Genomic DNA, 13,990 nt, shown 5'->3' with positions numbered 1-13,990 from the left:
CGCTCAACATCATTCGAAATACATCAGCCGCCCAATTGTGTTCCCTGGACCTTCAGGGCCAGAACAATTCATCTCGTAGAGGTTGTTGTTTTGCAGCAGCTCGGCCCCGTTCACAAAAACGCTGGTTTTGTTTGATTGCGGGCGGCACCAGCCTTTGTTCACACCAGATTTCACACCGCCTAATGAGCCCGGTTCGTCGCCAGTGACCTTGTTCGTGCGGGCGTCCATGTTGAAGGCCTTCATGCCGGTCAGTTCGACGTCGTTAGAGGTTTTATCGGACCAATCCAGCTTGGAAATGATCATATAAGGGATCGGCACGACAGCATTACCGACCTGCGTTTTACATACGTCGGGGGCCATGCAGGTGATGATCGCGTTTTTGCCAGAATGGCGGGCGGCGGAGTGCATCTATCTATCCTCGGATGATTTCGGCGTCGGAAAAGGCGTCGCGGTCTGGCACGATCGTACGCCAGAGTAGGGTCATCGCAACATGACCATCGTCGATGGTTTCGACATCTAGGTCGATCGTATCGAGCGCCATCGAGATTGGCGGTTCGTTTGCAGAAGATCGTGATTGCAGGAGCAGTTTCGCACCTGGAAGCTGCAAGCTCACCGTTTCGCGTTTATGAGAGACGCCTGTGATTTCAATCATCTCGTCGCCTTGCAGGTGAGGGCCGAGTTGAAGCCGCAAAGGCGCTGCATTCCAGAACCCGAGATCGTAATCGAGAGGCATGCGGGGGTGGCGGTCACGTTCCCATGCTTTGTCAAAAGTGCCCGCTACGGCACGCCGCGGAAGCCAGCTTTTGGCGATTGGCATGGTCCCATGAACGGCCATAGGCTCAAACGGCGTGGCGGCCATGAATTCGGCGAGGAGCCCGATCTGGGGAGCGACCCAGCTTTGCAATTCAGCGGCAGCGGCTTCGGTCATGAAGCCAAGGCCCGCGGGGTTTTGTTCAAAGAAGTGAGTATCTTCGCCATCGGTGCATTGGCCCCCATAGGCCAAGGCGTATGTCAGTGGAACTTCTGTCACGGGGTCGGGTTGCGACAGTTGCCACTTCCGGCCGGGTTTGAGCCACTGCGACGGTCCCCGCACGTGAAAGCCGTAACTGAGCCGATCAGGAATGCTGATAGTCACCGGCCAATCACGGCGCGGCGTGCCTTGATAGCTGCGGGCAGTGCCGCGCACGACGAGGTCGGTTTTAGGTTTATGCGGTGCGATGTCTTGCTCAAAGTCGAGCGCACTTGTCGCCGGATCACCGGTGAACACATCGACCAACTCAAGGTCAGGCGGCGGGAGTTGCGGCACGGTCCCTTCGGCAGACAATACAAAAGTAGCCTTCGCCACGACCACGCCGATTTCGGTGTCATCGGTGTGCCAATGCGCGAATGCTGTGTGGGAAATGGGAAGGGTTGAGGAAATGTTCACGATTGTTCCTTTGAGGTCATAGAGGATGATATCCTCATCGATCAATCGCAAATGTGAACGTCAAAAGTTCAGTGTCATGATATGCGGCAACAGCCAAAATTATCTGGAAAAATTGGGGCCCCGTCCTCGTTAGTTCAGTCGTATATTTTCCGAATTCCACCATGTATTGCGCGGTATGTTCGTACGCATAATTTAGGCCGTCACCAACTGCATCAGTGACATTGTTTATACCGTCTCCCGCCTCATCGATGACTTCGCGGCCCGCATCTAAGATTTCGTCACCTAAAGCGCTGCCTAAATCACCGACCTCGTCGCCAATTTCGCGAAGACCTTGTCCGATTGTACGCACGTTGTCCCTAGGGTCGTCATAGTATCGGTTGTAGAGGTAACCTAGAAGGCCCTTTGGCTCGTTGGCCTCGGCCTGTGCCTCTACAGCACGTGCCCGTTCCTCTGCTGCGGCTTCTTCCGCCTCAGAAGCTGCTTCGCGTTCTGCCTCCAATCTCTCTGCGGCCGCTTCGCGAGCTGTATCTGCTGTTTCACTTTCCCGTTCAGCCTCGACCTCTGCCTGTTCCATTTGATCGCGTTCGTTTTGATATGAGCGTACACGGCTCTGAATTTCGTTGTGTAAATTATCCAACGCCTGATCCATGTTTGACGCGCCTGCAAAATGCCCGGCAAAATTTGACCATGTTACCATTGGATTTCGGCCGTCTACATTTGGAAAAAGACTTTGGCTTCCAATTTCAAGCAAGTTTGGCATCCGCGCCCATTTTGGCGCGTATTCATGCCCTTTGATAACTGCCGTCTTCCCTTCAGCCCAAGAGTTACCAATCGGACCTGGGCTGATACCTCTGCGGATATCAAACGCGCCAATCGGAGATGGCATCTCCGATCCAGTAAACCGCACAAGGCTTGAGAAAATAGGAACAAAATCGGACTCTTTTTCCAAAGAGGTCAGGATTTCATCCTCAACCGCGCGCATGATAATCTTTGCCTCCGAAGCGAGGTTGAGCGACGTCCTCAACCGTTCTGCAGTCTGTTCGTGAACACCTGCAGCATCATAGGCCAGCCCATAGATCTTGTATTCGGGATCTATTTTTTTAGCGTAGATCGCGGCGGCACTTGCAAGACCACCACCCAGAGAATGGCCGGTAATACGCAGTTGTTTGCCAAACTTTTCGGCCTCGATCATTGCCTCATTCACAGCATCCGTCAATTCGGTACCGTATTGTAGGGTCTCTTTTCCTATACCTTGGATGACATTTGTTGCCCAATCGCCTTCATCACGGTTCATCCAAACCTCATAGGTTTCCTCGATAATGATGTGACGATAGTTGTCGGGGATAATAACGTTTGGCGGGATAACCTGTATGCGAGAAGTGGTCGTTGTATTCAGCTGCTGCGTCGCAAAAAGTTCAAGCCAATTACCGCTCTGCGTCAGCCGCTGTATAAAGCCAAATTTGCGAGCCATATAGCCCAACGAGGTCAACGTACTAGGATCTTCGTCCTCTTCATCAATCTTGTATCCTGGCGCCCACCCAAATGCGAATTCTTGGGATTTTTCAGGAGCAAATTCTGGATAAACTTTTGTACGCTTCATAAATGCAATGCCGCGTGCATCGCTGAAGACAGTTCCGCGAACGGCTAGGGTCGGAGGACAGTCGTTTCCATCCTTTGGGGTATACATCGTGGCGTAGAAACCAGACCGTTTCGGTGTTCCAATGTTGGCGGTATTAACCCGATCCCAGTTGCGGTCGATTTCTTGCATCGCGGTTGCACATTCAGGCTGTAGCAATGCGGGATCTTTTTCGTAATTATCCAACAGCATGAATGTCGCGAAGTCTAAGCAGACCTTATCTGTTGCTTCGCCTTTGACTTGAGTTGAATTCAAGACCACACCTTACCAGACATTTGAGCCAAGCGTCGCGCCGACGCGTGCATCATCATAATCTTGATGCAGCTGGCCTTCAGGTAAGACCCAACCGCCTTCGTCATCCGGTATCGGGTTGCTTGCCAAAAGCTCTAACATTCGCTGGCTCGGTTCGAAGGCATTGCGTGCGATCATTGCGCTGACTACCTTCTGCAATGTCCATAGCTTATGACGCCGCTCAGGACCGGAAGCGTCGGAAAGCTCTTCAAGAGACTCCAGGTAGAAATCATGTACCAGTGGTTGATAAACTGGTTGTGGGGGCGGTGTATAAAGTCCACGCGTGACAAGCACGTACATAATTTCATTGAAATCCGCAGCCAGTGATCCAAAAATATAACGCCCCATCATCGTGCTATTAAAATTCAATCTGCGAGGCGGGTTTTCCGTTAACCAAGGATCTGCGCCTTGTTCGAGTAAAAACACCGTTGCAGCTAAATTCCCGACAGGTGAACGGATCAAGGGTGCGTTTCCGTAGCCACCGTCCTGCGTCGTGTTCAGGTATCCCCCAAAGTCCAAATAGGCCTGAAGGAAAGGAATTGCCGGTGCACCATCTTGGAAGAGAGCTGTCCATTTGCTGCGGGGATCCCAAATTTCTGTTACTGCAACATATGCCATAAGGCTGCCTGACCCATTCGGATCAGCTCCTGACTGCAATAGAGCCATGGTCCACGCATAATTGGCCTGCCGCACAGCTTCGGTAAGAAGCGTCGAGTGTGTGAACACATCGCGACGAGGGTGCAGGACGATATTCAGGTTCTCCGCGCCAAGCGTTCTTAATGTAGCCAGATCAGGGGGTGTGTTCAGATACAAATCTTTGAGAATTAATTGGATACCTACTGCTGCATTGGCCCCGATGTTTTCGGCATGTTCTTGCGCAGCTTCTTCTGACGGTAAGCACTTTACGATTTCTTGCAAAACATCGACCATTTCTGCGTTTAGCCCTTCTATGTTAATGTGCTCTACGCTCTGGGTCGCTGAAGCACATTCGGCACTTTGGCCGGACGTCTCTTCACATGCCAGCACTAAGGTTCCAAAGAAGACGCAAAGGCCTGTCATATACCTCATGTCATCAATTGAGCTTAATCGTGTCAGATTGGACCGAGACCAATTTGTCGCCCAACTGCATAATTTTCTGGCCATTGATCTCTATGGTTCCATTCTCTGATAACTTGATCCTAGATTTCCCACAGACGAGCAATATCTCGTCCCCAGCATCAATGCGGATTTTCTTACGCACGTTTGTGGTTTGATTCTGCTTCACTTGCGTGTCTTTGTCGCCATCAACAATTTCAAAGTGATCTTTCCCAATAACCTGTGTTTTTGTGTTCTCGACAGAGACCTTTAGATCACCGACGCCGCGTTTTGACTTGCCAGGAGCCCCAATCATAGCGGGAACGGCCGGAATACCTTGCGTGTTTTTATCTGCTCCGACCGGAGTAAAACTACCTTTGTTGGCGGGGCCGACCCTTAGCTCCATGTCTCCGTCGACAATTTCAAAAAGATTGTTTCCAATCTCTGTGGCCTTGTTGTGGCCCACGCTTTCGACTTTGTTGACGTTGACTCGCTCTGATTGATTATTTTCGACCTTCGTATTCCTGTCTTTCTGTGCGTGAACAAAGATTTCTTCTTTGCCGTTTTCATCCTCGAACCGCAGTTCGTTGAACCCAGTCCCCCTGTGAGTGTCGGTCTTGAATGTGCTCTTCGTTTTTTGTTCGGGCAGCGGATACGGTGTGTCGTTCTTGCCGTTATACACACAGCCTGTCACCAGCGGCTTGTCTGGATCTCCCTCAAGGAACTCCACCACGACCTCCATACCGATCCTTGGGATCACCATGCCACCCCAGCCTTTACCTGCCCAGTTTTGGCTGACGCGGCAGCGCATCGAATACCGCTTGTCGAGGTCCCAGTGGAAATGCACCAATATTCGGCCGTATTCGTCGCAATCGATCTCGCCTTCGCCGACTACAACGGCTGTTTGCGGGCCTTGCACGATGGGTCGCGCCGTCTTTCGTTCGGGGGCGAGCGGGGTGCTTGCGGGCATCAACAGGTATTGGCCCTCAAAACTTGGTTCACCGCTTTCCGTTGTTCCGTAACCGCCGGACGCGTAGGTGTGGCGGGCAGAAAGGCACAGCGTTTTGTCGACGCCGGGTACTTTGTCTCCAGTGACTTTAACCTTGTGGCCTGCCCGCAATGAGGCGCAATCGCCCAAAGCGCGGTGGCGTGGATCTTGACCGCGCTCTTGGTCAACGCGCAGGCGGGCTACGTCTTTTCCAGCGCCTTGCGCGAGGTAATCGCCGGGGTAATCGTAGCTTTCAATGCTGCCCTCGGTGTAAGGCGCTGCCGCGTCACGGTCGGTTTCCATTGCAGCGTTGGGCGTCTTAAAGTTGTAATCCGTTAACCGGATCTTACCGGTTGTTAATCTTTGTGAAGGCCGCATATCCCAGAAATGCTCAGCATCGCGGCTTTGCTTGCCGTTGTCCGCCATCAGGAATTCACGCGCACCGCCCGGCAGATCATCATGCGAGATCGCCGTATCTGTCAGCACGAGCGTGTGTGAGCCGGTATCGTGTTTGAAGTGATAGGAAATGCCGAAGCGCTCCATTAGCCGCGTCGCAAAATCCATATCGCTTTCGCGGTACTGGACAGTATATTCCAGCGTCGGGTAGGTTCCTGTCAGGCGCTTTTCGACAGCGGGTTTGCCGAGGCCGGAGTAGGGGCTGAACAGCTCATCCAGAATTTCGACCACAGTTTTATTATGATAAATCTGTTGCTTGCGACGCAGGCTTAACAGGTAAAGCCAAGGTTTGAGGGTAAATGCATAGCGCCAGCCGTTGTCACCTTGGCCGAGCATTTCACCCTCGGTGATGATCCCGTCAAATGGCGTTTCCGGCAGGTCGTAGGATTTGAGACTGATGGTGGCATGGGTGCTGATCAGCGCGTTGAAATCGAGATCATCCGTCTTGGCCAAGGCTTCAACGCGGTAGGTGAACAAACCGTTGAGATGTTCGTCGCCTTCAAACCGCAGCAGGTTCAAAACGTCTTTGCCGAGGATCGTCGACAAAGACCCCATGCGGTCGCTTTGCTTAAAGATGGCGTTCATGACCTCAACCTGACTCAGCTATTCGTTACAGCCGTCACCATACCCAACGCAAAACGATAAGCAACTGTTGGTTGATATGGTCGTTCAAGCCGCGTGATGGGATTTCAAGCGTTGGCCATTTAACGCCCATTACACCGACAGTTGAAATATTGATGGCTTCACAAGACGGGTCCGCGCCAGTGCAGGTGTCGCGATTCCACGCACAGTCGTGTGGCCCACACGTTAAATTTCCAACCACATTGCTTTTCAGCGCGCCCATCCTAACTTCGAAGTTGGTACTTCTCGCGACGCAGCTAGGGTTCAACTTTCAAAGGACCGCCGATGAGGTCTTGTTGAGCAGTGGTGTCACGCGTGCAATGTTAACGTCATCTATGTCGTATATTACAGGATTCTGCTCAGGGATGGTCGATTTCATCGGACACAATGCTCCTTATCTGGCGCTTGGGATATTGCTGCTGCTCTTTGTCGCGTTCGCATTCGAAAAATTTCCGCCTGAAGTTACAGCGTCGGGGGCCGCAGCGCTTTACATCGTGCTGGGGTTGGTGCCCGAAGACGAGGTGATGAGCGTCTTTTCAAATTCAGCCCCCATCACGATCGGGGCCATGTTCATCGTGTCGGGCGCGTTGGTGCGGACTGGTGTGCTGGACGCGCTCGCAAATCTGGTGATTGCGCGAGCGCAAGATCGTCCAATCCTCGCCATGATCGTGTTTTTCGTCGCAGCGGTTGCGGCATCGGCGTTCATGAATAACACGCCAGTTGTGCTTGTGCTGATCCCTGTTGTGATCCGGCTCGCCGCCAGTTTGCAGATTGCATCGACGCGATTGCTGATACCGCTGTCCTATGTGGCGATCCTCGGCGGCACTTGTACACTGATTGGGACATCGACAAATATCATCGTTGACGGCATCGCCACGGAAAGCGGTATGGAGCCGTTTTCTATTTTCGAGATAGCCCCCGTGGGATTGGTCGCCACGCTGGTCGGCAGTCTGACGCTGTTGATCCTCGGGCGCTGGTTATTGCCGCACCGCAAAACAGGTGGCGGGACTGATAGTGGTAAAGAAACCTGTTTTCTGTCCGAAATCACGATCCTCGATGGATATCCGCACATTGGGACACCGCTGGGCAAAATCGCAGATTTCGAACGGGACGGCGTGCAGGTCAAAGGCGTGAAACGGGCAGGGCAGATCACCCGCAACGATCTGGGCGATCATGTCGCACAAAGGGGCGACGCGGTGATTGTCATAACAACGACATCGGAACTGCTGACCTTTGTTGATCATTCAGGACTGCGCGTCGGTATGCGGCGCACGACTGAGGCTGACCCCGATACGGAATTGCTGACCGCCGAGGCCTTTGTCACGCCTAAACGCAATACCGTCGGGCGTAGCATTGCCGATCTTGCGTTGGGCCGCAAAGCGGGGGTGCGGGTTTTGGGTGCTTTCCGTCACGGGCATATCGCAGGGGCCGATCTGTCTAGCGTGCGCCTGCGTGCCGCTGACAAACTGCTATTGGAGGGCCCCGCCGAAGGGTTTCGCGCATTGGCGGAAACTGGCGATGTGGCGTCGATCACCGAACCGTCAGGGCGGGCCTACCGCCGCAGGCAAGCCCCGATTGCGATCATCGCGCTGTTGGGGATCGTGATTTTGGCGGCGCTAAACGTGATGCCGATTGGTATTCTGGCGCTCGTGGCCGTGGCCGCGATCCTGCTGCTGCGCTGCATTGACAGTGATGAAGCTTGGCAGTCCGTGGATGGTTCGATCCTTGTATTGATTTTTGCGATGCTGATTATCGGTGCTGGATTGGAAAACACAGGCGCAGTCGAATTGATTGTTGATATGCTGACGCCGCTATTGACCGGACTGTCCCCGTTCCTGACGTTGCTGGCGGTCTATTTCGTAGCGTCAATCATGACAGAGGCCGTTACAAATAACGCTGTTGCCGTGGTGTTCACGCCGATCGTGATCGCGCTGGCAGCAGAGCTGGGCGTTGACCCGCGACCGCTTGCCGTGGCTGTGATGATCGCTGCAAGTGCCAGCTTTGCGACACCAATCGGGTATCAGACCAACACACTGGTCTATGGTGCGGGAAACTACCGTTTTACAGATTTTCTGAAAATCGGCGTGCCCATGAACCTCATGGTAGGGATCAGCGCATCTTTTGCGATCAGCATATTCTTTCCGCTGTGATGTGAGATCAGAATTGAGCAAAGCCAACTTTCAGCCCGTCGATACTGTACCCCGACCAGTGATATGAGCTGCCACCATGTCAGTAAGATCCCTTCATCGTGACCAACTGATACCCTTCACTATCAAATCTGCGCACCCAATTTAGCGTTTCCTCATATGCGCCGAGAAGGGCCGGAACTTTGATCAAAGACTTCGGGCTATTTCGGTAGGCAGGTCACTCGGAACGCACAGGGCGCAGCGCGTTGTTTGCGGGGGATGTAATCTGCGGGCCAGACGCCAGAGGTGGTATCGCTAGAAGGCTTGCGCAATCCTCCGGGAACCACACTAGCCCTAGAACGCTGGCACGCTCACTTAGGTCGTAATAATCAGTCTCGCGGTAGCTCCAAGCGAGCAAGCGGCTTGCTTCTCGGTTTGCGGGTTGAGGAATGGCTATTGCAAAGTGTGGGCGTGTATAAATGCCACGTCTCGTCAGTTCGATGACATCGCCCCAAAATCCGAGCGCGTTGGGAGGTGACAAAGACAAATGCATTTCGCGAACATGTCCCAACGTCTGCGGACCATCCGCACCAGGCAAAATCCAGCAAAACGCGCCATCCGAATACTGTACAGCTAAATGCCTGGATCTCATTGCATAGTAGGATGGCGTAGCAAATATTACCGCGACTGCGATCGTGAGGCAAAATGTTCTGATCTTGGGACTCGTCATTAAAAATACCACCTGTTACAGCATTCACACGCATTCATTTGGGAACATCAGAGAAACTGTTGCTGGCAGAATTGCCATAGCTCGACGCTAACAAATTTATCAATTGTACCATTGTCGTCTCGCCAAAATGGACGCTTGCGCGCACTCCAACCCCAGACCTCTAGGGTGCCATTTTTATTCGGAGTCAACAAAGCAGCCCAACAACGGCAATCGTAACGCTCAATGCCTTGTGCATAAACTCTGTCTTCTCAAATTAGGGCTGGCCGCTCCAGCCTGGGTTCACTTGTGACATAAGAGAACAGAATAGGGTCATGGATGATGAACTGTTCAAGCTACTTGCTGATGATGCGGTCTGAATTCTCACCAACGGCCACTTTTTAGGCTTTTCACTGAGACACAGCGGGCCATTATGCACTTTTCACTCCTGTATTTCGGCTTCGTTAAGACCCTACTAGGTTTTTTGAGATGCCTTGCCGCTTCAGCTGAAAAATGCGCTATTTTACCAATCTGGCATATTTTCAACTAGCCTTAAGGCGATGAAACGCTAAAGTACTTCTGCCGCGGATTTGGATTAATTAGTATGAAACTATCAGCAGAAATCTTCGTTGCACTCGAGAGATCCAACCGTGATCTTTGGGTGAGCGAAACCGCTGGTAAAATTAGAGGCAGCTTCTCTGACTACTTTGATGTGTTGAACGTCAGCACCCTGGATCTAGAGCAAATTTGCAGTGATGTCGAAATTTGGGCAAGCTCGTATCAAGTTACTGGCGGCCGCGATGTCGCGAAGCTATGCGTTGTTGCTGTATCCTTGGGGCACCATTTTTGGAAAGACCCTCGCTTTGCGACTTATATTTCTGAATCAGTGCAAAATCAAAACGTCGAACGAACGCGCTGTTCGCGCCTACTTATGAAAGCCACTGACGATTGGCTTTCTCTTCTTTGGCATGACGACAGCGTTCTGCATTTCGCTGAACGATTAGAAGAACTTATGAAACAAAGCTGCGATGATTCAGATCGCAACATTCGCTATCTTGTGCCAAATCATTGGTCGATGTTTACAGAAGACTACAACAGTCAATATCTAACTTGGCTGCGGTCAAGACTGCCCGAAACCAAATCGGCTTTAAAACGCACGATACTTACTGCGGGGGCGCTGATTTTTGGAGCGAATTGGTGGAATGATCCACAGTACACGAAATTGATGCATTACTTGATGGCCGAACCCATCTCAGACCAACAGCTGACAAAGCTTATCGCAAAACTCAGGGAGATAAACTAATGTCAGGAACACCGCAGCAATCCGCTAGCGTCAGCTCGGCTTCGGCTTTGGCTAGCGCACAACCAAATTCGCCGGTCGGCCAAGCCTGTATACCTTGCATGAGCAATTTTCGCGTTGAGGCCAATTATGATGACCTGTGGAGAACACCAATCACTCAAGCCCAAGTGCGCGTCGAGTATAGTGACGGAGAAGTAATTGACGCAGGCGGCGAAACACTTGGGACGAGTAGTTTCGGGCAGGAAGATGGAACGGTCGCCGACGCAATTAGACCGGATCTAGGTAGCTTTGAGGGGACTGCGCCACATTTTGGCCGAGTAATCGCGCGCATCGAACCACAGGCAGGCCCGGACCCGGCGGATCTTGAGGCAGCAATCATAAGCGATCTTGAGGAATTTGCAGGCGAGATGGAAACTGCAATGGGACCATGGACCATTGAATGGGAGGAGTCTGGATGGTTAGGCTTTCTAGGTAGCCTTTGGACCGGCTTGCAGAACGGAGTTTCATCTTGGTGGGAAGGTGAAGGCGATTTTTGGAATGCCGTCGGCGACTGGCTCTATAACCTCCCCGAAATGATCGGAGACGCTTGGGACAGCGTGTCTGAGAGTGCTAAAGCCTTATGGGACAACCGGGATCAAATATTTGAACTTCTGAAAAATTTAGGCGAAGGCGCGATAGACGCGTTCGAAAGTGGGATCGCAGCTCTGAGCGCAGCCTTGAAAAACATTCCAGGATTGGAGGAAATCGCAAGACTTTTGGAAGACTTGGTTGATCGGAGTGCGGAATGGGCCGCTGCGATGATTGAACTCGCGACGCGCACATCCGTGCTACGCGTATTAGGCGCAACTGTTCTTGGCGTATTCATGATGATTCCGCCAAATTTTTACAGTGAAATGGTCGCAACCGGTGTAGGCTATCTTTTACCGGAAGCGATTATCGCGATTTTGTTTGCTGTTCTGGCTTTTTTCACCGGCGGCGGCACCGCCCCAGCTCTATATGCTCGGTTGGCGGCTTTTGTTCTTCGCGTCACAAATTCCCTGAAAAGCGCCGGAAGAGCCGGTGTTGCTTTATTGAAGGTTTTCAACCTTCTCCGAAGAATCAGTAACAAAATCATCGATCTAATTCGTGCGTTGAAGGCAAAAATATCAGAGGTAGCAGAAAGTGCCACGGAGCAAATTACGCGTATTACCCGCAAGGTTTCCCGCCACGATGTCCCTTGCTTTGACCTACCCAATGGTGCCGACTCGGTTGAGTTTGACCGCCAACTTGCCGAACAAATGGCGACCATCAATGCGATGACTGCGGATGACATGGCTTATGCCCATCAAATACTTGATCAAGCTCGTGCAGAAAAGGCTCGACTACAGGCGATGGGAGAATGGTCCGGTGGATCATTCACGGACCTTCTGCGCGACAACTCTACCCAGCAACGGGCGCGCGCAACTCACAGGCAGCTTTTACAATCCCAAGGCTTCACACCTGCGCAAATTCGACAACAGATGAACAACTTGAATGCTACCCATTACCTGGACATTATTGCAGGCGGAGATCCGTCTAGTGTAGGAATTGGTGGCGCGGCAGAAAACCAGGGTATTGGGAGGCAATGGCCTCGTGACAGTCGGTCTGAAGGCATCGGCGTTGCAGCACGTGATATGCGAAACAATGGGATGTCCAACAGAAATATGGATGTTACCTTGCGGCGATGCAGGTAAAGTGACAGGTGACGAATATGGACGAGAATTTTCAATTTATCGCAGATGAATTAGGTGACGCACATGCAAGGAATCCTTTTTCGCCCAGCGAACTTACCTATCTAAACAAGAGGCTTCCTGAGCGCCTATTTGAGTTTATGGAACATAGTGGTCATGCCTGCTACTTAGATGGAGGCGTGACAATTTGTCCTGCTTCGGCATTCGCTCCCATCCTTGCCCTTGTTTTTAAAGGCGATCCCGACTTGGACCATCGAGATTGTACCGTCGTTTCCTATACTGCATTTGGAAATTTACATGTCTGGTCCAAGAAACACGGAAACATTGTCATTTACTTAGCCGAAGGCCAATTGACCTCCGTTGCTTTGGCACCCACGGAATTCGCTCCAGGTATAGTGCCGCAGCGACAAGGCACGCCGGATCCGAACATCGTCGCAAGTGGCGCCGTGGTTTTTGAGCCAGAGGAACTGGACTTTCTAGATTACCGCGGAAGCGAAATGCTTCAGTCATGCATAGCGGCGCACGGTGCGTTAGAATTGGGCGACTGCTTTGGATTTTTCCCAGCACTTGGCCTGGTAGGTGCGGACAGCCCGACTCGTCGTGTTGAAAACGTCAAAAAAGTGAAGGCGCTAGAGCACTTTGCATTGTTGGCACAACTGCAACCATTCTATTTGACCAAGCTAGACCGCTCTGGGATCAAACGTGTGAGAGAAATCGGTTAGAGTTCGGTTACGCTCAGACAATAAGCTCTGTCTAAGTGCCGCCAAATGATGATGTGGTCGCCACACAATTTGACAAGAACAGGTTCGAATGCGGGATCACTGATCAGTCGTGGTATTTGAGAACCTTCCCAAAAGCGAAAGTAGAACCACTTTCCGGCATCATCGTTTACTCTGGTAAATTTTCGGAAGTGAGAACGAAGCTCATTGAGGGTAGACTGTGACCTTATAAATATACCTGGTTCGCTGTCCCAAAGGTGCCAAGGTTCGTCCGATTTTACAAATACACGTCGCGTAAAGCTGTTTTCAAGTTTAAGCTCCACAAGCCACGGAGCCACGTCTTTCAGCTCATCGTAGGCGCCGCCCTTAAACAAGCAGCTGTGTTCAAGACCCGAAGCTTCAAGCATTTCCACTAAATTAGGAACTTTTGCGGCATCTAAAACGGCAAAAGTTTTCCAATTGGTCTGCTCAACAGAGGCTAACTTGCTGCCATCTTGTTCCTTGATTGAGCCAAAAAGCATCTGATCTAATACATCAGGCACAGCTTTCGCGGCCGGAACACCTAACTGAACCCTAAGTGGTTCGATGTTTTTCTCTATCGTAAGGTGAAGGGCTTTCGTTTCCATACTGACAGTAATCCCGCGCTGTACCGCCCAAGTAAATATCCACGTGTTAAGAAATATCTTGCAAGACCGTCGCGGATATCATGACATCATTTAGGCTGCCATAAAGGCAATTAAAAGACCGCATTGATGCAACTTTGACATATGATCAATGAAAAGATTGCAGCGATATAGAGCGTTCGGCAAAGTTGGTTACATAATCTTCATTATCGGTGAAGTGGATGTCGCCGCAAAGTTAGAATGTCCCACATCTGCAAAGTAGAAGTGTCACACTTCCCTGTTGAACAAGCAGGATTGGAGTGTGACCGTGGGATT

Annotated in this window: 10 protein-coding genes; 4 read left to right on the top strand and 6 right to left on the bottom strand. The window is 51.6% G+C overall.

Annotated elements, in window-relative coordinates; all coding sequences use genetic code 11:
- Positions 1-9: 9 nt before the first annotated feature.
- From FHS72_RS17345 to FHS72_RS17325, 5 genes are read right to left on the bottom strand one after another with little or no spacing between them, the layout of a single operon-like run.
- The gene (locus FHS72_RS17345) at positions 10-408 is read right to left on the bottom strand and encodes a DUF4150 domain-containing protein (RefSeq protein WP_183531004.1); all 399 of its coding nucleotides are present in this window, start codon (positions 406-408) and stop codon (positions 10-12) included.
- Positions 409-412: 4 nt separating this feature from the next.
- Positions 413-1,426, bottom strand: coding sequence for a DUF2169 domain-containing protein (locus FHS72_RS17340; RefSeq protein ID WP_183531003.1), 1,014 nt, complete (start codon positions 1,424-1,426; stop codon positions 413-415).
- 34 nt (positions 1,427-1,460) lie between these two features.
- Positions 1,461-3,317, bottom strand: coding sequence for a lipase family protein (locus tag FHS72_RS17335; protein WP_183531002.1), 1,857 nt, complete (start codon positions 3,315-3,317; stop codon positions 1,461-1,463).
- Positions 3,318-3,326: 9 nt separating this feature from the next.
- Positions 3,327-4,421 (bottom strand): ankyrin repeat domain-containing protein, encoded by a 1,095-nt coding sequence (locus tag FHS72_RS17330; RefSeq protein WP_183531001.1) that lies wholly within the window; start codon positions 4,419-4,421, stop codon positions 3,327-3,329.
- 4 nt (positions 4,422-4,425) lie between these two features.
- Complete coding sequence (locus tag FHS72_RS17325) at positions 4,426-6,456, bottom strand: type VI secretion system Vgr family protein (protein ID WP_183531000.1); 2,031 nt, start codon at positions 6,454-6,456, stop codon at positions 4,426-4,428.
- A 401-nt stretch (positions 6,457-6,857) separates the two neighbouring features.
- Here FHS72_RS17325 and FHS72_RS17320 point away from each other — a divergent pair, with 401 nt between their 5' ends.
- The 4 genes from FHS72_RS17320 (at position 6,858) to FHS72_RS17305 (ending at position 13,055) form a co-directional block, all read left to right on the top strand.
- Complete coding sequence (locus FHS72_RS17320) at positions 6,858-8,642, top strand: SLC13 family permease (protein ID WP_183531034.1); 1,785 nt, start codon at positions 6,858-6,860, stop codon at positions 8,640-8,642.
- Between the two features lie 1,286 nt (positions 8,643-9,928).
- A complete protein-coding gene (locus FHS72_RS17315) occupies positions 9,929-10,627 on the top strand; it encodes a hypothetical protein (RefSeq protein ID WP_183530999.1) in 699 nt (232 codons plus the stop codon).
- Positions 10,627-12,336 (top strand): polymorphic toxin type 15 domain-containing protein, encoded by a 1,710-nt coding sequence (locus FHS72_RS17310; RefSeq protein ID WP_183530998.1) that lies wholly within the window; start codon positions 10,627-10,629, stop codon positions 12,334-12,336. Before FHS72_RS17315 ends, FHS72_RS17310 begins: the two co-directional genes overlap by 1 nt.
- A gap of 17 nt (positions 12,337-12,353) precedes the next feature.
- On the top strand, positions 12,354-13,055 hold the full coding sequence (locus FHS72_RS17305; RefSeq protein WP_183530997.1) for a GAD-like domain-containing protein: 702 nt from the start codon (positions 12,354-12,356) through the stop codon (positions 13,053-13,055).
- Here FHS72_RS17305 and FHS72_RS17300 read toward each other — a convergent pair.
- A complete protein-coding gene (locus FHS72_RS17300) occupies positions 13,052-13,678 on the bottom strand; it encodes a DUF4123 domain-containing protein (RefSeq protein WP_183530996.1) in 627 nt (208 codons plus the stop codon). The two genes, FHS72_RS17305 and FHS72_RS17300, sit on opposite strands and share 4 nt — an antisense overlap.
- Positions 13,679-13,990: the final 312 nt, after the last annotated feature.

It is taken from the genome of Yoonia ponticola (genome assembly GCF_014199395.1).
Taxonomy (GTDB): domain Bacteria; phylum Pseudomonadota; class Alphaproteobacteria; order Rhodobacterales; family Rhodobacteraceae; genus Yoonia; species Yoonia ponticola.
Note: the sequence above shows the minus strand (reverse complement) of the source record. Positions and strands in the feature narration are given on the sequence as shown.